General features: G+C 68.0%; 25 protein-coding genes, 1 tRNA gene and 1 pseudogene. 21 read left to right on the top strand and 6 right to left on the bottom strand.

The annotated features are described in order from the left end of the window. Positions 1-30 precede the first annotated feature (30 nt). Positions 31-1,581: an NfeD family protein gene (locus tag KR541_RS23350; protein ID WP_216089818.1), complete on the top strand. Its 1,551-nt coding sequence runs from the start codon at positions 31-33 to the stop codon at positions 1,579-1,581. Then, the gene (locus KR541_RS23345) at positions 1,578-2,351 is read left to right on the top strand and encodes a slipin family protein (protein WP_050012388.1); all 774 of its coding nucleotides are present in this window, start codon (positions 1,578-1,580) and stop codon (positions 2,349-2,351) included. The genes KR541_RS23350 and KR541_RS23345 overlap by 4 nt, the downstream gene beginning before the upstream one ends. Before the next feature lie 81 nt (positions 2,352-2,432). On the opposite strand, the gene KR541_RS23340 is transcribed toward KR541_RS23345, so the two are convergent. After that, positions 2,433-3,710 carry an HAD family hydrolase gene (locus KR541_RS23340; RefSeq protein WP_050012387.1) on the bottom strand — a complete coding sequence of 426 codons (1,278 nt, stop codon included), beginning with the start codon at positions 3,708-3,710 and terminating at the stop codon, positions 2,433-2,435. Between the two features lie 507 nt (positions 3,711-4,217). Between KR541_RS23340 and KR541_RS23335 the strand changes: the two genes are divergently transcribed. From KR541_RS23335 to KR541_RS23295, 9 genes and pseudogenes are all read left to right on the top strand, one after another. Beyond that, positions 4,218-5,117, top strand: coding sequence for a M24 family metallopeptidase (locus KR541_RS23335; protein ID WP_176016328.1), 900 nt, complete (start codon positions 4,218-4,220; stop codon positions 5,115-5,117). A 44-nt stretch (positions 5,118-5,161) separates the two neighbouring features. After that, positions 5,162-6,949 carry an SDR family oxidoreductase gene (locus KR541_RS23330; protein ID WP_216089817.1) on the top strand — a complete coding sequence of 596 codons (1,788 nt, stop codon included), beginning with the start codon at positions 5,162-5,164 and terminating at the stop codon, positions 6,947-6,949. Between the two features lie 35 nt (positions 6,950-6,984). Next, positions 6,985-7,890 (top strand): metal-dependent hydrolase, encoded by a 906-nt coding sequence (locus KR541_RS23325; protein WP_089489596.1) that lies wholly within the window; start codon positions 6,985-6,987, stop codon positions 7,888-7,890. A gap of 78 nt (positions 7,891-7,968) precedes the next feature. Beyond that, on the top strand, positions 7,969-8,256 hold the full coding sequence (locus KR541_RS23320) for a hypothetical protein (RefSeq protein ID WP_050012383.1): 288 nt from the start codon (positions 7,969-7,971) through the stop codon (positions 8,254-8,256). Positions 8,257-8,281: 25 nt separating this feature from the next. Then, a complete protein-coding gene (locus KR541_RS23315; protein WP_050012382.1) occupies positions 8,282-8,518 on the top strand; it encodes a hypothetical protein in 237 nt (78 codons plus the stop codon). 112 nt (positions 8,519-8,630) lie between these two features. Next, entirely contained in the window at positions 8,631-8,780 is a 150-nt protein-coding gene (locus KR541_RS23310; protein WP_160300503.1) for a hypothetical protein, read from the top strand. A gap of 176 nt (positions 8,781-8,956) precedes the next feature. Beyond that, positions 8,957-9,517, top strand: a complete 561-nt coding sequence (locus KR541_RS23305; protein WP_235356169.1) for a DsbC family protein — start codon at positions 8,957-8,959, stop codon at positions 9,515-9,517. Positions 9,518-10,010: 493 nt separating this feature from the next. After that, a pseudogene (locus KR541_RS23300) lies at positions 10,011-10,379 on the top strand (DUF2917 domain-containing protein). A 341-nt stretch (positions 10,380-10,720) separates the two neighbouring features. Further along, positions 10,721-11,095 (top strand): DUF2917 domain-containing protein, encoded by a 375-nt coding sequence (locus KR541_RS23295; RefSeq protein ID WP_050012379.1) that lies wholly within the window; start codon positions 10,721-10,723, stop codon positions 11,093-11,095. Between the two features lie 160 nt (positions 11,096-11,255). On the opposite strand, the gene KR541_RS23290 is transcribed toward KR541_RS23295, so the two are convergent. Beyond that, entirely contained in the window at positions 11,256-11,534 is a 279-nt protein-coding gene (locus tag KR541_RS23290; RefSeq protein ID WP_006480752.1) for a hypothetical protein, read from the bottom strand. A 744-nt stretch (positions 11,535-12,278) separates the two neighbouring features. Between KR541_RS23290 and KR541_RS23285 the strand changes: the two genes are divergently transcribed. Beyond that, the gene (locus KR541_RS23285) at positions 12,279-13,580 is read left to right on the top strand and encodes an NCS2 family permease (RefSeq protein WP_050012378.1); all 1,302 of its coding nucleotides are present in this window, start codon (positions 12,279-12,281) and stop codon (positions 13,578-13,580) included. Positions 13,581-13,822: 242 nt separating this feature from the next. Here KR541_RS23285 and KR541_RS23280 read toward each other — a convergent pair whose 3' ends face one another. Next, positions 13,823-14,110 carry a DUF1488 family protein gene (locus tag KR541_RS23280; RefSeq protein ID WP_006486743.1) on the bottom strand — a complete coding sequence of 96 codons (288 nt, stop codon included), beginning with the start codon at positions 14,108-14,110 and terminating at the stop codon, positions 13,823-13,825. A gap of 240 nt (positions 14,111-14,350) precedes the next feature. Then, positions 14,351-14,626 (bottom strand): DUF2964 family protein, encoded by a 276-nt coding sequence (locus KR541_RS37065; RefSeq protein WP_235356163.1) that lies wholly within the window; start codon positions 14,624-14,626, stop codon positions 14,351-14,353. 186 nt (positions 14,627-14,812) lie between these two features. Between KR541_RS37065 and KR541_RS23270 the strand changes: the two genes are divergently transcribed. From KR541_RS23270 to KR541_RS23235, 8 genes are all read left to right on the top strand, one after another. Further along, on the top strand, positions 14,813-16,726 hold the full coding sequence (locus KR541_RS23270) for a sigma-54-dependent Fis family transcriptional regulator (RefSeq protein WP_050012377.1): 1,914 nt from the start codon (positions 14,813-14,815) through the stop codon (positions 16,724-16,726). An 82-nt stretch (positions 16,727-16,808) separates the two neighbouring features. Next, the gene (locus KR541_RS23265) at positions 16,809-17,111 is read left to right on the top strand and encodes a 2Fe-2S iron-sulfur cluster-binding protein (RefSeq protein ID WP_050012376.1); all 303 of its coding nucleotides are present in this window, start codon (positions 16,809-16,811) and stop codon (positions 17,109-17,111) included. Between the two features lie 58 nt (positions 17,112-17,169). Beyond that, positions 17,170-17,664: an SRPBCC family protein gene (locus tag KR541_RS23260; RefSeq protein ID WP_050012452.1), complete on the top strand. Its 495-nt coding sequence runs from the start codon at positions 17,170-17,172 to the stop codon at positions 17,662-17,664. A gap of 93 nt (positions 17,665-17,757) precedes the next feature. Next, on the top strand, positions 17,758-18,135 hold the full coding sequence (locus tag KR541_RS23255; RefSeq protein ID WP_050012451.1) for a DUF2946 domain-containing protein: 378 nt from the start codon (positions 17,758-17,760) through the stop codon (positions 18,133-18,135). Positions 18,136-18,426: 291 nt separating this feature from the next. Then, entirely contained in the window at positions 18,427-18,792 is a 366-nt protein-coding gene (locus KR541_RS23250; RefSeq protein WP_050012375.1) for a copper resistance CopC family protein, read from the top strand. Between the two features lie 92 nt (positions 18,793-18,884). Continuing rightward, positions 18,885-19,328 carry a copper chaperone PCu(A)C gene (locus tag KR541_RS23245; protein WP_050012450.1) on the top strand — a complete coding sequence of 148 codons (444 nt, stop codon included), beginning with the start codon at positions 18,885-18,887 and terminating at the stop codon, positions 19,326-19,328. A 32-nt stretch (positions 19,329-19,360) separates the two neighbouring features. Next, positions 19,361-19,534, top strand: a complete 174-nt coding sequence (locus KR541_RS23240) for a hypothetical protein (protein ID WP_165948044.1) — start codon at positions 19,361-19,363, stop codon at positions 19,532-19,534. A 101-nt stretch (positions 19,535-19,635) separates the two neighbouring features. Continuing rightward, positions 19,636-20,268, top strand: coding sequence for a LysE family translocator (locus KR541_RS23235; RefSeq protein WP_089489599.1), 633 nt, complete (start codon positions 19,636-19,638; stop codon positions 20,266-20,268). Positions 20,269-20,278: 10 nt separating this feature from the next. Here the strand turns inward: KR541_RS23235 and KR541_RS23230 are convergent, their stop codons facing one another. After that, positions 20,279-21,592 (bottom strand): leucine-rich repeat-containing protein kinase family protein, encoded by a 1,314-nt coding sequence (locus KR541_RS23230; RefSeq protein ID WP_089489600.1) that lies wholly within the window; start codon positions 21,590-21,592, stop codon positions 20,279-20,281. A 143-nt stretch (positions 21,593-21,735) separates the two neighbouring features. On the opposite strand from KR541_RS23230, the gene KR541_RS23225 reads away from it, so the two are divergent. Beyond that, a tRNA-Leu gene (locus tag KR541_RS23225) sits at positions 21,736-21,820 on the top strand. 74 nt (positions 21,821-21,894) lie between these two features. Here the strand turns inward: KR541_RS23225 and KR541_RS23220 are convergent. After that, positions 21,895-22,767 carry a LysR family transcriptional regulator gene (locus KR541_RS23220; protein ID WP_050012372.1) on the bottom strand — a complete coding sequence of 291 codons (873 nt, stop codon included), beginning with the start codon at positions 22,765-22,767 and terminating at the stop codon, positions 21,895-21,897. Between the last annotated feature and the right edge of the window lie 89 nt (positions 22,768-22,856).

The following is a 22,856-nucleotide window of genomic DNA, read 5'->3' as shown; positions in this document are numbered from 1 at the left end:
CACGCGGCCGTGCGCCGCCCGGACGCCCCGATGCGTTTTCACCGTCATGAGCCGCCGCCGGCGCCTGCCGCGCCGGCCGGCCGCTCCCGTCACCCGCTGTCCGCGCGGGTCGCGCGCGCCGCGCTGTTCGCGGCGCTGCTCGTCGTATGCGCCGCGGTCGCCGCGCCGCCATCGGCCGACGCGCCCGCCGCGCATCCGGTCGTCGTGATTCCCGTCAACGGCGCGATCGGCCCGGCCAGCGCCGATTTCATCGTGCGTTCGCTCGACCGCGCGGCCCGCGAGCGCGCGCCGCTCGCGATCCTCCAGCTCGACACGCCCGGCGGCCTCGATACGTCGATGCGGCAGATCATCAAGGCCATCCTCGGCTCGCCAGTGCCGGTCGCCGCGTTCGTCGCGCCGGGCGGTGCGCGGGCGGCGAGCGCGGGCACCTACATCGTCTATGCGAGCCACTTCGCGGCGATGGCGCCGGGCACCAACCTCGGCGCGGCGTCGCCCGTGCAGATCGGCATCGGCGGCGCCGCGCCGCCGGGTGCGAATCCCGCCGCGCCGCGACCGACCGGTGCATCGGGCGCGTCCGGTGTGTCGGACGCGGCTGCCGTGCTGCCGACCGATACGCAATCGACCGAGATCCGCAAGGCGATCCAGGACGCTTCCGCATACATCCGCGGCCTCGCGCAATTGCGCGGACGCAATGCCGAATGGGCCGAGCGCGCGGTGCGCGAGGCCGTGAGCCTGTCGGCGAACGAAGCGCGCGCGCAGCACGTCGTCGACCTGATCGCGCAGGACCCGGCCGACCTCGCGCGCCAGCTCGAGGGCCGCACGGTGACGACGACCGCCGGCACGCTGCATCTCGCGAGCGCGCACGCGCCGCTCGTCGTGCTCGCGCCCGACTGGCGCAGCCGCTTCCTGGCGATCATCGCCGATCCGAACGTCGCGCTGATCCTGCTGACGATCGGCATCTACGGGCTCTTCTTCGAATTCGCGAACCCGGGCTTCGTGCTGCCGGGCGTCGCCGGCACGATCTGCCTGCTGGTCGGCCTGTTCGCGATGCAGTTGCTGCCGGTCAGCTATGCGGGCCTCGGCCTCGTATTGCTCGGGCTCGGCTGCCTCGTCGCCGAGGCGTTCCTGCCGACCTTCGGCGTGCTCGGGTTCGGTGGAATCGTCGCGTTCACGATCGGCGCGCTGATGCTGATCGATACCGACGTGCCCGGCTACGGGATTCCGTGGCCCGTGATCGCGAGCCTCGCGCTCGGCGGCGCGCTGCTCGTCGCGGGCGTGTCGAGCGTCGCGCTGCGCGCGCGGCGCCGCCCGGTCGTGACCGGCGCCGAGGCGATGCTCGGCAGCATCGGCGAAGTGCTCGACGACGGCCTGCAGCCGGACCAGCCGCAGGGCGCGGCCGGCACGCCACCGTCGGCCGCCGGCTGGGCGCGCGTGCACGGCGAGCGCTGGCGCGTGGCGAGCAGCACGCCGCTGGCAGCCGGCTGCCGCGTGCGCGTGACCGGCCGCCACGGGCTGACGCTGACGGTCGCGCCGCTCTACGACGTGCCCGGCCCCGCCCATCCCCAGGGAGAACCTTCATGATCGGTTACACGTTCGGCTTCAGCAGCGTCCTGGTCGTCTTCGTCGTGGTGCTCGTCGCGTCGTCGATCCGCATCTTTCGCGAGTACGAGCGCGGTGTCGTGTTCATGCTCGGCCGGTTCTGGAAGGTGAAGGGGCCGGGGCTCGTGCTGATCATCCCGATCGTCCAGCAGGTCGTGCGGATCGACCTGCGCACCGTCGTGTTCGACGTGCCGGCGCAGGACGTGATCACGCGCGACAACGTGTCGGTGAAGGTCAATGCGGTCGTGTATTTCCGCGTCGTCGATCCCGAAAAGGCCGTGATCCAGGTCGCGCGCTTCTTCGAGGCGACGAGCCAGCTCGCGCAGACGACGCTGCGCGCGGTGCTCGGCAAGCACGAACTCGACGCGCTGCTCGCCGAGCGCGAACAACTGAACGCCGACATCCAGAAGACGCTCGACGCGCAGACCGATGCGTGGGGGATCAAGGTGTCGACGGTGGAGATCAAGCACGTCGACCTGAACGAGACGATGATCCGCGCGATCGCGCGGCAGGCCGAAGCCGAGCGCGAGCGGCGCGCGAAGGTGATTCATGCGGAAGGCGAATTGCAGGCGTCGGAGAAGCTGCTGCAGGCCGCGCAGCGGCTCGCGCTGCAGCCGCAGGCGATGCAGCTGCGCTATCTGCAGACGCTGACGACGATCGCGGCGGACAAGAATTCGACGATCGTGTTTCCGCTGCCGGTCGATCTGCTGGGCGCGTTGCTGGATCGGTTGGGGACGAAGCGCGAGCCTTGAGACGCGCGTGGGCCGGCCCGCACGGCGCCGCGGGCCGATACCGATAAGCGCGGGCGCGTGGGCTGCGCCGCCGCGCCCGCGTCAGGCCAGCAGCTTGCGTTCGGCCTTGCCGTACTTGATCGACTTCTCGTCCGGGATCATCAGCCCCGTGTGCTCGTCGCGGCCCTGCAGCAGGAAGCGCGCGTCCGGGTTGCCGATCTGTTCGGCCGCGAGCTTGCTGTCCGCGCCGATCTCGCCCTTCTTCATCCGGTTGACGATCACGCCGGCCGCGGTGTCCTTGAAATCGCGCAGCATCCACGCGTCGCCGTCGCTGTCGCCGAACACCAGCAGCGGGCCGTAGCCCTTCTTCGACGCGAGCACGTTGCGAATGCCCACCGTCTTGCCCGGCCCCCAGTTGAAATGCCAGCCGGCCGGATAGGTGCTCGTGTACTTGCCGTCCTGCATGTCGAGACGCAGGCCGATCACGTTCTCGGGCGGCACGCCGTAGCCGTAGTTCGGATTGCCGGCGAATACGCGCACGACGTCGTCGAGCGACGCGGTGCTCACGTACACGTCGATGCCGTTCGCACGCAGCGTATGCATCACCGCGCGGATTTCCTCGTGAATGCGGATGCCGTGGAAATGCGTATCGGCCACCACGCCTGCCTTGCCCGGCAGCGCTTTCGGGCTTTCGTAGCGGACCTTGCGCAGCGCGTCGCCGATCCCGTGGTTGTTCGACGCTTCCGCCATCGCCTGCAATTCAGCGGTCGTCATGTTCTTGTAGAAGTAGATGATCCACTTGTAGCCGACTTCGAGCGGGTGCGTGTCGCAGATCGCGTCGTACATGAAGTACAGCTTCGCGCGGAAATCCTTGAACGGATCGGTCTCGCGAATCTCGTCGAGGCTCTTGTCGCCGCCGAGGCCCTTGTAATTCGCATGGAGCCAGCGGTAGTCGGACTCCACGTCGGCGGCGAGGTCCTCCATCGTCACCGGCTTGCCGTCGACGGTCGTGTAGTCCTTCATGAACGCGCCCTTCGGCACGTCCTTCCACATCACGGCGACGAACTCGTCTGGCGTCAGCTTGTACTGCAGATGGTTGATCTGGTACATCAGCAGCGCTTCTTCGCAGTCGTTCATGATGCACGTGTTGTCCCAGTCGAACACCGCATACGGGCGGCGCTTCGCGTCGTAGCGCGCGCTCTTGACGCCATGCCGGTCGAGCACCGCCTGCAGGCGCGCGGCGTTGAACGGCGACCAGCGGCCCGGGTCCAGCGCATCCGGCGCGGTGGCGCTCTTCGCGCCGGCGATGCCGGCCTTGAGCATCAGCGGCGTCGCGGCGGTCGCCGCGGCAAGGGTGTTCATGAACCGGCGGCGTTGCATGGTCTCTCTCCGTGGAAATGTCGAATCGGCTCGGTCGCTGCCCCGCGCGACGCGCGGCACACCGGCCTCGCGAAGCCGAAAAGGCTTCGAATCGGGGCGGATGATGTGACGAAATTATTTCGGCAATTTGACAGCGTCGTGCCGCGACGCGACGGGGAGTTGATCCGGCGCGACATGCCGGGCGGGCGCCGGAGCCTCGCGGGGGGGCTCCCGGCCGGCTCCCCGCCTAGGACGCGTGAGCACGCCCCAACCCTCCGGCCCCGACCGCCGCAAACCTAGAGCTTCCCCTCCATTTCGACCGTTCATTAGGAGAAGCCCTCATCCCCAAGGGCTGGCGTATGAGACCAAACCGGCTATGATTGTTACATCGAACAATGGCACATTAAATGCTGGCTGAATAATCCGCTCGGGATCATCGGCGGAGGCGTTCCGGATCAGCGCCCCAGCCTCGCACTGGACCCGCGTCGCGCCGAGACGCAAACGCGGGCCGACACATGGAGACGCATCATGACCGCCCACCATCCGCTGCCGGAAGTCCACCTCGACGAACTGCCGCAATTCCGCGCGGTTCAGCAGCTTGCCTACCGCTGCGTCGAGACCGTCGGCGCGATGCTCTATCCGGGCATCACCGAAAAGGAAGCCGCGCGCCTGCTGACCGAATGGCTGCAGGATCACGGCGTGCACGACTGGCTGCACAAGCCGTTCGCATGGTTCGGCGACCGCACCGCGTTCGACGGCTTCTCCGGCCTCAAGCACATGGGCGGCTTCAATCTCGCGTTCTTCCCGAGCAACCGCCAGCTCGAAACCGACATGCCGGTAATCCTCGACGTCGCGCCGGTGCTCGACGGCATCGTCGCCGACGTCGGCTACGCGCACTGTCTCGGCCGCAACCCGATCCTCGAGCAGTTGCAGGACGACCTGATGGACCATCGCGACCTGATCGTGCGGCTCGTGAAGGCGCGCCGGCCAATGGCGGAAGTCGCACAGGAAGTCGACGCGCTGTGCCGCCGCCAGGGCGTCGAGCCGCGCCACAAGGCCTATCCGTTCAAGGTGCTCGCGCATCGCGTCGCGAAGATCCACAAGCTGTCGAAGCCGCGCTTCGTCGCGCGCTTCGGGCTGAATGCGACGCGCAACCTGCTGCTCGACCAGGGCCGCGCGGCGAAACGGCAGGGCTGGTCGCCGCTGTGGTCGATCGACCGCCGCTCCGAGCATGCGCCGGTGCCGGGCCTGTGGGCCGTCGAGCCGCATCTCGGCTTCGCCGGCGTCGGCGCGAAATTCGAGGAACTGCTCGTGATCACCGACGACGACGCGTACTGGCTCGACGACGACCTGCCGCACGTGCGCCGCTGGCAGTGCCGCCAGGCTGAACGCGCGCAGGCCGCGGCGAACGTTCCGGCCGCCGCCTGACGCGCCCGCACCTCTCCCTCGACTCCCTGAACGACGGACTCACGATGCAGCCTCTTTCCGACGAAGCGCCGCTGGCCCTGTTCGAATCGGTTCACGGCGAAACGGCGGTCGCCTCCGGCGACCTGACGCTCGCGGTCCGGACCTGGGGCGACCCGGCCCGCTCGCCGGTCGTGCTCGTGCACGGCTATCCCGACGACAGCAGCGTCTGGCAGCACGTCGCGCCGCTGCTCGCGCGCCGACACTACGTGATCGCGTACGACGTGCGCGGCGCGGGCCTGTCCGGCGTGCCGACGCGCACGGCCGACTACCATCTCGCGAAGCTGACCGACGATTTCGTCGCGGTGATCGATGCGCTCTGCCCCGGCCGGGCCGTGCACCTGGTCGCACACGACTGGGGGTCGATCCAGGGCTGGGAATTCGTCACCGATCCGCGCCTGGCCAGCCGTATCGCGTCGTATACGTCGTGCTCGGGGCCGTGCCTCGACCACGTCGGCTTCTGGCTGCGCGAACGCGTGCTGCACCCGACGCCCGCATCGCTCGCCAGGCTCGGCGGCCAGCTCGTGCGCTCGTGGTACGTGTATCTGTTCCACCTGCCGTTTCTTCCCGAACTCGGCTGGCGGCTGTGGCTGGGCCGCGCGTGGCCGGGCCTGCTGCGCCGGCTCGAGAAAACGCCTGTCGCGCCGCGCCCGACCCAGGCCGACGACGGCGCGCGCGGCGTGCGCCTGTATCGCGCGAACTTCATCCGCTGCCTGTTCGCGCCGCGCGAACGCTATGCGCACGCACCGGTGCAGACGATCGTGCCGCTCGGCGACAAATACGTGAGCCCCGCGCTGTCGGAGAACCTGTCGCGCTGGGTGCCGCAGTACTATCGCCGCGAAGTCGCGGCCGGCCACTGGCTGCCGCTCGCCGATCCCGCGCGCATCGCGGATCTCGCCGGGCAATTGATCGACGCGGTCGAATCCGGCAACGAACCGCCCGCGCTCGCGAACGCGCGCCGCCGCGCCACCAGCGGGCGCTTCGGCGGCGAGGTCGCGGTCGTCACCGGCGCGGGCAGCGGGATCGGCCGCTGCGCGGCGCTGGCCTTCGCCCGCGAAGGCGCGACGGTCGTCGCATGCGACATCGATTTCGCGAGCGCCGAACGCACCGCGCTGCTCATCGGGCTGACCGGCGCGCACGCGCATGCGAAGCGCGTCGACGTCGGGTCCGCCGACGAAATGGAAACGCTCGCGGCATGGGTCGGCAGCGAACTCGGCGGCGCGGACGTCGTGATCAACAACGCGGGCATCGGCATGGCCGGCGGCATCCTCGACACGAGCACGCGGCACTGGGAGCGCATCCTGCACGTGAATCTGTGGGGCGTGATCCACGGCTCGCGGTTGTTCGCGCAGCAGATGGCCGCGCGCGGCACCGGCGGGCACATCGTCAATACCGCATCGGCCGCCGCGTTCGGGCCGTCGCGCGACCTGCCCGCGTATGCGACGACGAAGGCCGCGGTGCTGATGCTCAGCGAATGCATGCGCGCGGAGCTCGCGGACAAAGGCATCGGCGTGACGGCCGTGTGCCCCGGTTTCGCGGAGACGGGAATCATGGCGTCGACGCACTACGCGGGCGCCGACGCGCAGGACGAAGCACGGCTGCGCAAGCGCGCGACCAGGCTGTACCAGATGCGCGGCCTGAAACCCGAAACCGTCGCGCAGGCGATCGTCGACGGCGTGCTGCGCAACCGCCCCGTCGTCGCGGTCGGCGGCGAAGCGCACGCGCTGCGCTTCGTCGGCCGCTTCATGCCGTGGCTGGGCCGGATGATCGCGCGCATCAGCATGGCGTCGCATTGACGGCGCACGACGCCGCACAAGGACAGGGGGACAACATGACCGATACCGCCGACTATCACAAGATCAGGGCCCGGCACGTGAAGTTCGACTTCAGCGACACGCCGGTCACCTGGGTGCCGAACGATCCGGGCAGCACGCACATCATCAACACCCTGAACCTGCTGTTCCCGGAAGGCGAGCTGTGGTTCTGCCGCGTGTACAACAAGGCGCTGCCGCTGATCGCCGATGCACGCCTGCGCGACGAAGCCGAAGGCTTCCTGCGGCAGGAAGCCGTGCATTCGCGCTCGCACGGCGGCGTACTGAAGCACTACTACGACCGCCACGGCATCGACACGAAGCCGTTCACGCAGAAGCTCAACCGGCTGTTCACGCGCGTGCTCGGCGAAGCCCCGCTCGGGCTGAAGATCGGCCATACGCGCTTCTGGCTGCGGCAACAACTCGCGGTGATCGCGTCGCTCGAGCATTTCTTCGGCTATCTCGGCAACTGGGTGCTGAACGCGCACGGGCTCGACGAAGGCCGTGCGGACCCGACGATGGTCGACCTGCTGCGCTGGCACGGCGCCGAGGAAGTCGAGCACCGCACCGTCGCGTTCGACATCTACCGGCACCTGGGCGGCACCTATCCGGAGCGCTGCGTGCACATGGCGTTCGTGATCCTGCTGCTGCTCTACTACATCACGACCGGGGCGAAGTTCATGTACCGGCGCGACCCGGACGCCGGCCGCTACCCGGGCTTCGTGCTCGCGTGGTGGCAGGGTTCGCGGCGCGGGCACCTGCCGTCGTTCTGGAAGGTGATCGGCGCGGCGCTGCGCTATTTCAAGCCGGGCTATACGCCGCACCGCGAAGGCTCGACCGAGCAGGCGCTCGCGTACCTCGCGCGCTCGCCGGCCGCGCAGGCGGCCGCGCACGGCGGCAACTGGGGCACGACGAAAGGCGCATAAGCGGGCTTCCGGCCGGTTCGGGGGCGGCGCCCGCCGAAATGCGTACAATCGCGGCTTCAATTTCCCGGAGGTGCCGCGATGGCCATGAAGAAAACCGATCTCGAAAAGAACAAGGCGCTCAAGCTGACGCATGCGATGAAACAGTCGAGCTCCGCGCGTTTCGGCAAGGGCGCCGACGAAGCGGCCAAGCTGGACCGTCGCGCGCAGCGCAAGCTCGACCAGGAACAGGGCCTCGTGCCGTTCGCGTGCAAGCTCAACGCCGAGCTGGTCGAACAACTGAAGGCCCGCGCGGCCACGCACCCGGCAGGGATGACGGGCCTGCTGTCCGAGCTGCTCGTGAACGGCCTCGCGCAACGCGACGCGTAACCCGCGCCCGCATCGAAAACTGTCGTTGACGCCGCCGCTGCGCGGCGACGCGCTCGCTCGCGTGCCGGTGTTCGCGCTCATCGCCATCGCGCTCCATCGCCGGGCACATGCACGAATCGGCGCGTCATCGGTGGCGCTGGTGCGTGAGCGCGCCGATCAGTACCGCCGCCCCTCACACAAGGCCTCGCCGGAAACGGTCGAGGCCTTTTTTTCGAGCTTGCGCGCCAGCGGGAACAAGGGACCGAAAGCACTCGCGTATTGAGATTCTTTTCAGGAAGTTGGTCGCATCGATGCCGCGTGGACACAATACGAATCCCGAACGCCTTGTGTCACCCCAAAAGGCGTTCCCACCCATCGAAACCGGAGATTATCTGATGAACGCATCCCGAGTGATACTTGCTCTCGCCGCAGCATTCGCCGTCAGCGGCAACGCCGTGGCCTGCGACGATCCTGACCACGACGCGCCCGCTGCCCAGCAACAGACCAGCGACCAGGCGAGCACGGAGGAAGCAGCCAGCCGCTGAGCGCCGCGCGCGTTGCCCGAGCAAGCCGGCACGATGCCCGGTCGCCCGGGCATCGCCGACTCGTTCACGGCATGCACTGAACCGGGCTCGCACTCGTTTTTCATCTGGTGTGCGGACCTTCCACATTATTCGCATACCGTATCAATATGACCAAACGAACACTGCTCCAGTTGACCGTGCTTGCGAGCCTGCTCGCGAGCCTCCCCTCCATCCTGAACGCGGCGCCCGCACCGGCAAGTCACGGCGCGCCTGCGGCGTCTTCCGGCGCGATCGCGCTGCCCTCCGGCACCCGCATTGCGGAGCGCGACACCGGCCGGGTTCTCGCGTCGATGGCGCGCGACCACGCGATCAAGACGGTTCGCGGCAACGGCAAGCGCACGCTCTATGTCTTCTCCGATCCGGATTGTTCCCATTGCAAAAGACTGGAGCGCACGCTTGAACGGATCGACAACGTCACCATTCACACCTTCCTCTATCCGCTCGAGGGACTCCATCCGCAGGCCGCCGTGCATGCGCGTGGCGTCTGGTGCGCGAATGACCGGAATGCGGCGTGGAAAGCGTGGATGATCGACAACGCGCAACCTGCCGCCGGCACGTGTGCCGCACCGCTCGCGCAGATCCGCTCGCTCGGCCTTGCGTTGGGCCTGCGCGGCACGCCGACGCTGTTCAACGCGAACGGCCGCATGATGTCCGGTGCGGTTTCCGCACCCGCCATCGAAACGTTGCTGAACGACTGAACCTGCTCGAAGAAATGCGCGCATCAGGTGCTGGCGGCGAGACGCGGGCCCGTGCTCCGAGGAGTGGAATCGAGGTCGGGGCGTTGCGCCGCCTGCGAGATCGCCCACGGGTCGATGCCTTGCTTTTGCACCTCCTCGAGAAATGACACCCGTGTGCGCCAGTAATCCGCCTGTAATTTCGCATCGATGACGGGCCTGCTGTCCGAGCTGCTCGTGAACGGCCTTGCACAACGCGACGCGTAACCGCCACGTATCTCGAAATTGCCGTTGACAGCGCCGCGCTGCCACGACACACTCGTTCGCATGCCTATGCTCAAGCCCAACGCCATCGCGCATAAAACACGAGTGAACGCCCATGCGTGGCGATCACCGGGGGCGCTTGTGCGTTAGCATCGAGATTCAGTTGCGCATGTCACGAGGCCTCGCCGGAAACGGATGAGGCCTTTTGTTTTGGTGCGCGTCATCCCGCCCGGCTCAACGGATGGAGATGACGATGGACCAAGCAAGCCGGCTGGTTGTTTGTCGCGATCGGCGCCGCACCGACGCAATCGCATTGCCGAGCGTCGAGCTGCATTTCACGGTCGCGCCGCGCAGGACGCTGGCGTGGCGTGCCCGGCACGACGCCGAGATCCGTGTGCACGATGCGACGCTGTGGATCACGCGGCTGGGCAGCGTCGACGATTACTGGATTCGAACCGGCGACGTGCTGCGCGTGCAGCGCGGCGATCGCATCTGGATCAGCACCGACGACGAGCGGCCCGCCGCAGCCTCGATCACGACCGTGTAAGTGACGAAGCGCGACGCGTGGCTTGCGCGCGCGCTCGCGCAGTTGCGCACCATGCTGGGCGAACGACGTCGATGATGTCCCGAGCGACGCATCGTGCATCGCTGCGCGCTCGATCCGCGCGCGCAGCGACCTCGTGAAACGCAGCACGCGCGCGGCAACGTATCGCCCGCGCCTCTCCCGAAAATAGTCGTTGACAACACTGCGGCCCGACAACAAAATCGATCGCATGCCTACGTTCAAGCTCATCGCCGTCGCGATTCATTGCTCGATGAACATTCGAAAGAATGATTCACGGGAGGCGCTTGTGCGTTAGCAATCGAGCAGTACCGCATGTCACACAAGGCCTCGCCGGAAACGGATGAGGCCTTTTTGTTCTGGTGCGCGTCATCCGTCCGGCTCACTGAATGGAGAAGACGATGGACCAGGCAAGCCAGCTGTTTGATCGTCCCGATCGGCGCCGCACCGGCACGATCGCACTACCGACTGTCGTGATCCGTTTCGCGATCGCGCCGCGCACGACGATGACCTGGCGCGCGCCGCAGGATGCGGAGCTCCGCGCGCATGGCGCGGCGCTGTGGGTCACGCGCCCGCCGAGCGTCGACGACGACTGGGTGCGGCCCGGCGACGTGCTGCGCATCGCGCGCGGCGAGCGCATCTGGATCGGCACCGACGCCGACCGATCGGCCGAAGCGACGATCACGACCGCGTACGTGCGCCGCGGCGAGCGCTTCAGGCGCGCGCTCGCGCAAGTGCAACGTTTGCTCGTCGGGATAGGGAGAAGCAGCGGATGAGCGACGTGCCGTCAAGCACGCGAGACGCGGAACGGCCGCGACCGGAAACGGACGCACCCGCGGCGCAGCACGCCGCAGGTGCGCATCGAATGCCGCGGCACACCAGTGCGTGCCGCGAGCGATCGCACGCCGTGCGCAACGACCGGATGCAGTGTGCGCATCAGGTGCTGGCGGCGAGGCGCGGGCCCGTGCTCCGTGGAGTGGAATCGAGGTCGGGACGTTGCGCTGCCTGCGAGGTCACCCACGGATCGATGCCCTGCTTCTGCACCTCTTCGAGGAATGACACTCGTGTACGCCAGTAATCCGCTTGTAATTTCGCATCGATGACGCGCTGTTCGGCTGCGAACAGTTCCATGCGCGCCGTCACGAGCATCGATGCAGCGGTTTTTTCCGGCGTGGGGGCGTGTCGCATCGCCCAACGGCTGATCCAGTTCAACATGCTGACCTCCGTGATTTACGGACGAACCCGCATCGGGCAATCGCAATCTGCCGCGCCTGACCGGCCGTGCCTGCCCAAACGCGCAACGGCCTTGACCGCCATTCACCGCCTGGCCTGCACGGACTGCGACTCCCCCGCGTCGGCAATTACCGGCCGGCGTGTGCATGCGCGGTGTATCTATCCTAGAAAGACTTGCCGGTTTATGCGATGGGGTCTTGCAATCTTTTACACAGAAACCACAGTCGCGCCCGCATCGCGAAATGACAGTTGCGGACGGGACGGCTTCGGCGCAGGATAGCCCGATATCTGCAGCCGCCTGGGCTGATGAATGGCAGCTGCCGGGCATTCGTACCGGCCGCGCGCACGTGCGGGCGCGCGGTTTCAGTCGCAAGCCGTCGCACACTCGCCATGCGCGACGCGGCCGCCGTGCCGTTGCGCACGCATCGGCCGGTTTTCCGCATTCCTCCTGCTTCCGCTTCCTTCGTTTCGCCCGTTTCCGCCATTTCTGCCGGTCCGCGCCGCGCGAACCGGTAAAATGCGCGCCTTCGTCGCGCGGCCGGGCTGCCAGGCCGTTCGCGCGCAGGCAACCGATCGTGCCCTCCAACTATATCGTCCGAGCTATCCGCGCTATTACAATCCGCCGATAGCCGCGCAATAGTGGCTGGTTACATTAAGCCCGCCGCGCGCTGCCTGTAGAACAATTCGGCACAACAATCAACACGATCCGACCGGAGAAACGCCTTCATGGAATCCATCAAGCGGTATTTCGGCTTCGCTGAAGCCGGCACCGACTTCCGCACCGAGATACTCGCGGGCGTCACCACGTTCCTGACGATGGCCTACATCATCTTCGTCAACCCCGCGATCCTCGGCGATGCCGGCATGCCGAAGGAATCCGTGTTCGTCGCGACCTGCCTCGTCGCGGCGCTGGCGTCGATCATCATGGGGCTGTACGCGAACTACCCGATCGCCTGCGCGCCCGGCATGGGCCTGAACGCGTATTTCGCGTACACGGTCGTCAAGGGGATGGGCTTCACGTGGCAGGCCGCGCTCGGCGCGGTGTTCATCTCCGGCTGCCTGTTCCTGCTCGTCACGCTGTTCCGCGTGCGCGAGGCGATCGTCAACGGCATTCCGAAATCGCTGCGGATCTCGATCACCGCCGGTATCGGCCTGTTCCTCGGCATCATCTCGCTGAAGACGTCGGGCGTGATCGTCGGCAACCCGGCCACGCTCGTCACGCTCGGCGATCTGCACAAGCCCACGACGATCCTCGCGATCGTCGGCTTCTTCACGATCGTCACGCTCGACCACCTGCGCGTGCGCGGCGCGATCCTGATCGGCATCATCGGCGTCACGGTGCTGTCGTTCTTCTTCGGCGACAACCAGTTCCACGGCGTGTTCTCCGCGCCGCCGTCGATCGATGCAACGCTGTTCAAGCTCGACATCGGCGCCGCGCTGTCGACCGGCATCATCAACGTGATCCTCGTGTTCTTCCTCGTCGAGCTGTTCGATGCGACGGGTACGCTGATGGGCGTCGCGAACCGCGCGGGCCTGCTCGTCGAGGGCAAGATGAACCGCCTGAACAAGGCGCTGCTCGCCGACAGCACGGCAATCGTCGCGGGCTCGGTGCTCGGCACGTCGTCGACCACCGCGTATATCGAAAGCGCATCGGGCGTACAGGCCGGCGGCCGCACGGGCGTGACGGCGATCACCGTCGCGGTGCTGTTCCTCGCGTGCCTGTTCATCGCCCCGCTCGCCGGCGTCGTGCCGGCCTACGCAACGGCGCCGGCGCTGCTGTACGTGTCGTGCCTGATGCTGCGCGAGATGGTCGAAGTACCGTGGGACGATGCGACGGAAGCCGTGCCGGCCGCGCTGACCGCGCTGCTGATGCCGTTCACGTACTCGATCGCGAACGGCGTCGCGTTCGGCTTCATCGCATACGGCGGCCTCAAGCTGCTGACGGGCCAGGCGCGCACGGTCAAGCCGATCGTGTGGATCATCGCGGCCGTGTTCCTGTTCCGCTTCTTCTATCTCGGCAGCGAGTAAGCGAAGCGCATCGCAGCGCGGCATGATGAAAAAACGCCACCTCCGGGTGGCGTTTCTGTTTCCTCGCGATTTTTTCTGCGATCCCGAGAATCGCCGCGCCGCGCTGCGTCGTGCGTGCGCCCGGTCGACCGGCGCCGCCCGCATACGAAAATGCCGCCCGGCCCCACCGAACGGCATTGCGTGAAAGGCGGCGTCTTCGCGTGCGCCGCGCCCGGGCGCGCCGCGAGACGGGCGTCGTGCCGTCAGCGCCAGTTCGCCTCGTAGAAACGCACGTAGCCGCTGCGCAGCGTCACGCATTGCGCGCGCGTTTCCGACAGCAGGCGCCGTGCGGCCGCCTCGATACGCTCGCGGTGCTGGTCGAATGCGCCGACCATGTCCTCGAAGCGCGGCGATGCCGCGCCGAAGTGGTCTTCCAGCGCCTCGGCGGTGATCTGGCATTGGACCCGCTCGCCATTGACCAGCGCCGTGAACCCCAGCATCAGGTCACGCCCCGAATACTCCGGCTTCTCGTTCGTGAAATGGATCTGCATGGGAGCCGCCTCGACCGGTAGAAAACGAATGACCGCGTCCGTCGTCCGCTACCGGCCGGACGAAATGTACGCGGGCTCGCCGGCGGAGGCCCCGACCGCGGAGTGTGGCGCGGTCGCTGCATGCCGGTTGAATTCCACTTTAGACGGTTTCGCGCGGGACACAAAAATTTCGGTGTGCGTCGTTCCGACGCGCATTTCGTCTGATCTGCGCGGCATCCGGCACCGTTTCGGAAAACGGCGTCAGTGCGGATCGGTCGGCCAGATGTTGAGCGCGATCGCGGCGGTCGTGACGCCCACCGCAATCGCGGCCGCCCCGTATCTCACCGCATCGGTCAGATCGAACAGCAATCCGTGGATCGCCACGGCAATGCCGCCCAGCATGATGAAGGTGGCGATGGCCGCCAGCACGACTCTCAGTTCCGTCCGAACCATGATGCGTCTCCCGAACGGATGCATGTCGCGTCGCATGCATGTTGCAGTGCGGAACACGGCGCGTGCGTGCTCCATTTCCATCATTGCAGGCGGGCGCTTGAAAGCAAGGGGATTTTATCGGCAGTCGCGCATCGCACGTGGCGCTTGTATGATGATGCGTACCCGGACGAACGGCTGTCGCGCCCCATGGTGCGCCGCGAGCGGAGACGCACTCCGCCGCCGCTTCCGATCCGGTCGGCCCCGGCGGCTCCGGGGAACAGGAGACACATCATGCCGCAACCCTTCGTGCTGCCCGCCACCGCGGGGCGTACCGACCTGCTCGCGCAGGCGCATGCGCGTTCGACCGCGGTCGGCCTGCGCGCGCACGAGCGTCCCGATTTCGCGCCGCTGTCGCGCGTCGCGCTGCGCGAACTGCTCGACACAAACCACACGCTGTTCTCGCACGCCCGCCCGGTGATGGAGGATCTCCATGCGCAGATCGCCGAGACCCAAAGCCTCGTGCTGCTGACCGACGCCGACGGCGTGATCCTGCACAGCATCGGCGATGCCGACTTCATCGAGAAAGCCAACCGCGTCGCGCTGTGCAACGGCGTGTCGTGGGCCGAAGGCGCACGCGGCACCAACGCGATCGGCACCGCGCTCGCGTCGGGCCAGGCCGTCGTCGTGCACGGTGCCGAACACTTCCTGCGCGCGAACCACATCCTCACCTGCGCGTGCGCGCCGATCGTCGATCCGTTCGGCCGCACGCTCGGCACGCTGGACGTGAGCGGCGACCCGCGCGGCTCCAGCCCGCATACGCTCGCGCTCGTGCGGATGTCCGCGCAGCTGATCGAGAACCACCTGTTCGCGAACCAGTGCGGCGAAGCGCTGCGGCTGCGCTTTCACGCCCACGAGGATTGCGTCGATTCGCTGTTCGCCGGGCTCGTCGCGTTCGGCCCCGACGGCGGGCTGATCGCCGCGAACCGCAGCGCCCAATTCCAGCTCGGCGCGTCGTTCGACGCGCTGCAGCATCAGGCCAGCGACGCGTTGTTCGGCATGCGCTTCGCCCAGCTCGCGCAGCAGGCCGCGCGCGCGCCGGGCGCCACGTTCCGTCTCACGCTGTCGACCGGCGTGCGCGTGCTCGCCCGCTGCGAATTCCCTGAAGCGCAGAAAACGACCGTCGCCGTCACCCCGCCGGCACCGGCCGCACGCGTGCGGGCGCCGGACCCCGATGCGATCACGTTCGCGACGCTCGACACCGGCGACGCGCGCATGGCCGCCGTGCTCGAACGCGTCGCGAAGATCCGCGGGCGCGACCTGCCGCTGCTGATCCTCGGCCAGACCGGCACCGGCAAGGAATGGCTCGCCCGCGCGCTGCACCAGGCGTCGCCGCGCGCGGACGGCCCGTTCGTCGCGGTCAACTGCGCGGCGCTGCCCGATTCGCTGATCGAGGCCGAACTGTTCGGCTATGAGGACGGCGCGTTCACCGGCGCGCGCAAGCGCGGCAGCCCCGGCAAGATCGCGCAGGCCGACGGCGGCACGCTGTTTCTCGACGAAATCGGCGACATGCCGCTCGCGCAGCAGGTTCGGCTGATGCGCGTGCTGCAGGAACGCGCGGTGATGCCGCTCGGCGGCGCACGCGCGGTGCCGGTCGACGTGCGCGTGGTATGCGCGACCCACCGCGACCTGCGCGCGATGATCGCGGACGGCACGTTCCGCGAGGATCTGTTCTACCGGATCAACGGGCTCGCGGTCACGCTGCCGGCGCTCGCCGCACGCACCGACCTGCCGGCGCTCGTCGAGCGGATCCTCGCGCGGCTCGCGCGCAGCGAGCCGATGCCGCGCCGCCTCGCGGCCGACGTGCTCGACGCGTTCGCGCGCCACCGCTGGCCCGGCAACCTGCGGCAGATGACCAACGTGCTGCGCACGGCCGGCATGCTCGCCGAAGACGAAGCCGAGATCACGCTCGCGCATTTGCCCGACGATTTCTGGCTCGACTGCGACGATGCGGCCACTACGTCGGCGGCAGCCATACCGGCCGCATCGATCCCATCGGCCGGCAAACGCGAAGGCACGACGTTGCACAGCCACCAGGCCGCGATGATCGATGCGGTGCTCGCGCGGCATGGCGGCAACGTATCGGCGGCCGCGCGCGAGCTCGGCCTCGCCCGCAACACCGTGTACCGGTATCTGCGGCGGCACTGACGCACGCGGCTGGCGGCCGTCGGCCGCCGGCGGCTTCGGGTATGCTTGGCGCGTTGCCGCCGAACCGCCGCCCGCTTCACTCATGACCGATCCAGAACACCCGCCCGTCGTGCGCATCGAGCCGCTCGGCGCAAGCTTCGACGCACCCGATACGCTGACCGTGCTCGAAGCCGCCGCGTTCGCACGCGTATCGCTGCCGCGCTCGTGCCGCAACGGCACGTGCCGAAGCTGCCTTTGCCGGATCGTCAGCGGCAGCGTACGCTACACGATCGAATGGCCGGGGCTCTCCCGCGACGAAAAAGCCGACGGCTATACGCTGCCGTGCGTGGCCGTCGCGACGTCGGACCTCGTGCTCGACGTGCCCGACGCAGCCATGCTCGACTAGACGCGGCGCGCGGCCGCGCGCGTCGTTCTGCAACGCTCGATCCTGCATGGAGAACATGATGGTCCAGCAAACCGATCGCATCGAAAAACAGACGCTGCTCGCCGCGTCGCCCGACCGCGTGTGGGCAGCCGTCAGCAACTCCGGCGAATTCGGCCAGTGGTTCGGCGTGTCGTTCGACGGCCCGTTCGAGGCCGGCCAGTCGCTGTTCGGTCGCATCACGCCGACCCGCGTCGACGACGACGTCGCCAAGGCGCAGGAGCCCTATGCGGGCACCGTGTTCGAAATCGTCGTCGACCGTATCGAACCCAAGCAACTGTTCTCGTTTCGCTGGCATCCGTTCGCGATCGATCCGAATGTCGATTACGCGTCGGAACCGATGACGCTCGTCACGTTCACGCTCGCGGCACAAGCCGGCGGCACGCTGCTCACGGTCACCGAAACGGGTTTCGACCAGTTGATCGAAGCGCGTCGCGCGACGGCGCGCGACATGAACGACCAGGGCTGGGCCGCGCAGATGACACTGATCGCGAAGTATCTGGCGCTGCACGCATAGCGCGCCGCGATGCCGCAGGTGGGTGCCGACCGGCGAACCGACGTGCGTGGCATAATCGCCCGCATCGTCAGTCCACCCGCCGCCGTGCATCGCATGCTGAGTCGTCGCCTCCGGAAGATCGGCAGTCTGATCGGGATGTTCGCCATCCTGATGACGGCGCTCGCGCCGACAATCTCGCAGGCGCTGACCACGCAGGGGCGCGTCGACGCGCTGCTGGCCGGCTACTGTTCGGCCGCGCCGGCCGCCGGCGACCGCTCCGCCGATGCGTCGACGAAAAGCCTGCAGGCCCATCTGCAGGCATGCGGCTACTGCAGCCTGCTTGCCCATACGCCCGCGCTACCCGCTCCCGAACTGACGTTCGCGGCCCGCGTGCACGCGATCGAGCATCGCGCGGCAACCCGCTTCGAAAGCCTGCGCCGCGCGCTGCCGCTCACGGCCGCGCAACCGCGCGCCCCGCCGTTCACGTCCTGATCCGTCGCCATTGCGCGTGATGCCGTCGTGCATCGCGTCGCCCGCGCACGCCGCCCGCGTGCGCGACATGTCACGTTTCGAAGGACGATCATGTCTCACCCTGCTGCGCGCGGCGTCGTGCCGGGTGCGCGGTTGGCCGCCACCGGTTCGGATTGCCGTGCCTGCATTCGCCCGCATGCGAATGCGCGCCCTCGCACGTCCGCGCTAAGCGCCGCCGACATCGATGCCGCTCGCGCAGCCGTCCGTCGAATCCGTCTTTTTCCATCCGATTCGTTACTCGCACACCCAGCCATGAAAACCGCTACTTTCGTTCGCGGCGCACTCGCCGCACTCGGCTTCGTCGCCCTCCACGCCGCGCATGCGCACGCGCTCCCGAAAATGCAGGACCCGGCGCCCAACGCCACGCTGTCGAGCGCGCCGCACGCAGTCACGATCGATTTCGGCGAAGCGCTCGAGCCCGCGTTCAGCTCGATCGCCGTGACCGACAGCCAAGGGCAATCGGTCGTCGACGGGAAGTCGGCCGTCGACGCCGGCAACCGGAAGCGGATGCACGTCGCACTGGCGAGCCTGAAGCCCGGCGCCTATACCGTCGCGTGGATCGCGGTGGCCAGCGACGGCCATCGCACGCACGGCCGCTATGCATTCACGCTGAAGTAACGCACGTCACGCCGGGAATGCGCATCGGCGCCCCGTGCCGACCGCATTCGCATCGATGCCGTCGGCATCGCACCCGATAAGGAGAACAAATGATGAAACGCCCTCTTCCGACTGCCCTGCTCATCGCGCTGGCGCTGCACGCGTCCGCCACCTTCGCCGCGCCGGCCATCCAGGCCGATGCGTGCTGGATCCGCACGATGCCGGCGACGGTGCCGTCGTCCGGCTACTTCACGCTGAAGAACGGCGGCGACGCGCCCGCGACGCTGACCGGTATCGACACGCCCGCCTACGGGATGGCGATGGTGCATGAAACGCAGACGAGCGGCAGCACCGCGAAGATGGTGCACGTCGACTCGGTCGTCGTGCCGGCGCACGGCACGCTGACGTTCAAGCCGAAGAGCTATCACGTGATGCTGGAGGAACCGCGCCAGGCCGTCGCGCCCGGCACGAAGGTGCCGCTCCGGCTGCATTTCGCGGACGGCTCGACCGTGTCCGTGACCTGCGACGCGAAGGCGCCGACCTACGCCGGTCAGTAACGCCGCCGACCTCACGACCGAAGGAGAGGCACATGAAAAACCGCCTGCCGCTGGCCGACCTGATCGTCCGCTACCGGACCCCGCTGAACGTCGCGGTACTGATCGCCTGCGGATTATGGGCCGCGTGGATCGCGTGGATGACGCGGCCTGCCGCCATCGACACGCCGCCGTCGATTCCCGCGTACTGCATGCGCGACGCGCGCTGACGCGCCGCTACCGCACGGTTCCGGCGGTAGCGGTCCGCGCCATTATTGGCGTGCGATCATCGCTTCATCCCGACCGCCGGAACCGCCTTTCGGAGCGCCGCATGTCCATTCAGACCTGGATGCTGTTTGCCGCAGCCTATCTCGCCACGACGCTGTCGCCGGGCCCCAACGTGCTGCTCGTGATTCGCAACACGGTGCGCTACGGCGCGCACGGCACCGCCGCGACGATCGCCGGCAACCTCGTCGCGCAGGGCGTGGTCGTGCTGCTGGTCGCGCTCGGCGTCGGCGCGGTGCTGGCGGCGATGCCGCCGCTGTTCGTCGCGATGAAGGTGATCGGCGCAGCGTACCTGATGGTTCTGGGGGTCCGGCAGTTGCGCGGCGACCGCCAGGCCGGCGTCGCATCGAGCGGCGCGGTGGAACTCGCCGTGCCCGATCGCCGGAAGCTGTTCCGCGAAGCGCTGTTCGTGTCGGGCAGCAATCCGAAGACGATGATCTTCCTGTCCGCGTTCATGCCGCAGTTCGTCGTGCACGATCGCCCGCTCGCGCTACAGTTCGTCGTGATGTACGCGACGATCGCGTGCACGGTCGTGGTCGTTCACAGCGTCTATTCGGCCGGCGTGCGCCGCCTGCATCGCGGCGTCGGCATGAGCCGCGCGGTGCGCGCGCTCAAGCGTGCGAGCGGGTTGCTGTTCGTCGGGCTCGGTATCAAACTGCTGACCGCGCGGCAGGCGTAAGCCGCCCCCATCAGCCCATGCGAGCGGCCAGCGCGGCCGTGATCTCGTCGAACGACGGCCGCGCGTCGACGTCCTCGTTCATGCACGCCGCCGCCAGCGCATCGAGCGCGCCGGCGTGCGGTTCGCAGCGCTCGAGCAATTCGCCGAGCAGATAGCCGAACGCGCGCACTTCGAGCCGCTCGAACCTCGCGCCGCGCGTGCGCTCGTTCACGTCGTACAGCGACGCCGCCCCGAAATCGCCGAGCAACGCGCCGCCTGCGCCGTCGTGCAGGATGTTGTGCGCATACAGGTCGCCATGCATGATGCCGCGCGCATGCAGATGGGCGGCGACCGACGCGATGCCGTGCGCGATCCGCAACGCGTGCGCCGGATCGAATTTGGTATCGGCGACATAGACGTCGCGCGTGCAGGACGCGAAGCTCGGTGGCCCGGCGAGGTTCGTCAGCGCAGGATCGACCTGCTCCATCACGAGGCCGTGCGTGCCGTCCGGATGCCCGCGCACCTTGCCGATCACCGGGATCAGGTACGGGTAGCGGCCGGCATGCAGGCATGCGGCCATTTCGCAATCGGGCAGGCCGTCGCTCGTCACCGCGCCCTTGAACAGCTTGAGCGCGACCGTCCGCGGCGGATGGCCGTCCGCCCGCCATTGCGCGCGATAAATGACACCCGACGCGCCCTCGCCCAGTTTCCGTTCACATGACAGCGCGGCCCAGTCGATCTCCGCGACGTCCGACCCGGCGGACGCCGCGGCCTCCGGCGCCGCGCCGAACGGATTGCCGGCCACGGCGAGCCACGCGAGACGCGGCAGACGCAGCAGCCAGTCCGGCAACGCGGGCAGCCGGTTCGCCGACAGGCGCACCAGCTCCAGCGCGCGGCATGCGGCCATTTCCGCGGGCAGCGCCCGCAGCCGATTGCCGGCCAGCATGAGCTTCTGCAACCGCGCGCAGTCGCCGATGTCGGCCGGCAGTTCGTCGATCGCATTGTCGGTCAGGATCAGCCAGCGCAGCGCACGCGGCAGCGCGCCGCGCGGCACCGTGCGGATCCGGTTCGCCTTGAAGCCGATCATGTCGAGTCGTTCGCACGCGCCGAGCACGTCGGGGAACGCGGTGAAGCGGTTGCCCGACGCGAACAGAATGCGCAGGCGATGCAGCCGCGGCAGATCGTCCGGCAGCGCGGACAGCGCATTGCCGGTCAGGTCGAGCACTTCGAGCGTGTCGGCCAGATCGAAGATCTCGCGCGGGAATTCGGTCAGTCCGCACGCGAGCTTCAGTTGCCGCGCGCCCGACAGTTGGCCGGCCTGCAGTTGTTCGAGGGTGTGGGTCACGGGGAGAAAACGGGAGGCGGTTGCGGGGACCCGTCGGGTCGATCGGACGAATTCTACCGGGATCGACGAGGTGCCCGTACACGACCTTGTCATCCCCCCTTCACAAATGCGAAATGTGACGTTAGAATTGCGCCCCTTGCAGTGCCGACGTGGTGAAATTGGTAGACACGCTATCTTGAGGGGGTAGTGGCGAAAGCTGTGCGAGTTCGAGTCTCGCCGTCGGCACCAGATGCGCTTTCCTCGCATTCCCGCATTTCAGAAACCCGCGACAGCAGATGGCTTCGCGGGTTTTTTGTTGCCCGCTACGCGAGCAGCAGAAAATTCCGCACCACCGCGGACGGCTCGTCGCAGCGCGACGCAATGGCCAGCCTCGCGCGAAACCGATTGCCCGCGAACGGCCGGTATACGACCCCGGGAACCTGCACCTGCGTAATTGCCTTCGGCACGACCGACACGCCGAGGCCCGCCGCCACCAGCGTCACCGCGGACGCGATCTGCGGCGCCGGTTGCGCCATGCGCGGCTCGAACCCGGCGGCCTTGCACGCGGCGACGATATCGTCGAACAGCGCGCCGCCGGCCGCGCGCGGCACCTGCACGAACGACTCGTCGGCCAGCTCCGCCAGCTCGATGCGCCGGCGCTGCGCCAGCCGATGCGCGACGGGCAGCGCGACGAACATCGGCTCCTCGTCCCAGTCGGCTACCCGCAGCGTCGCGGCCACGCGGCGCTCGGGCCGCACGATCGCGACGTCGAGGCGCCCGGCCTCCAGCGCCTCCAGCAGCACACCCGACGTCGCTTCCTGCAACGTCAGTTCCGCATCCGGAAACGCCTCGCGAAAGCGGCGAATCAGATCCGACACCTTCGGATTGAACGCGGCCGTCCCGGTGAAGCCAACCCGCAAATGGCCGGTTTCCCCGCGCGCGGCGCGTCTCGCCGCCCGTGCCGCGCGCTCGGCATCGTCGAGCACGCGTCGCGCCTCTTCCGCGAAAACCTCGCCCGCCAGCGTCAGCTCGGCGCCGCGCGCGGTCCGCTTGAACAGCTCCACGCCGAGCTCGTTCTCCAGCGCCTTGATCTGCTGGCTCAATGGCGGCTGGCCGATGCCGAGCGTTTCGGCGGCCTTCGTGAAATTCGATGCGGCCGCGACGGCCAGAAAGTAGCGGAGATGCCGGAGTTCCATGCGTGACGTGACCTCGCGGGGTGAGTCGGGTTGGCGCGTGAGCCAGTGTTAAAACATATTACTGCGGTTCATTTCATATATTGGACATA

This window comes from Burkholderia sola (assembly GCF_905400185.1).
GTDB classification, from domain to species: domain Bacteria; phylum Pseudomonadota; class Gammaproteobacteria; order Burkholderiales; family Burkholderiaceae; genus Burkholderia; species Burkholderia sola.
Note: the sequence above shows the minus strand (reverse complement) of the source record. Positions and strands in the feature narration are given on the sequence as shown.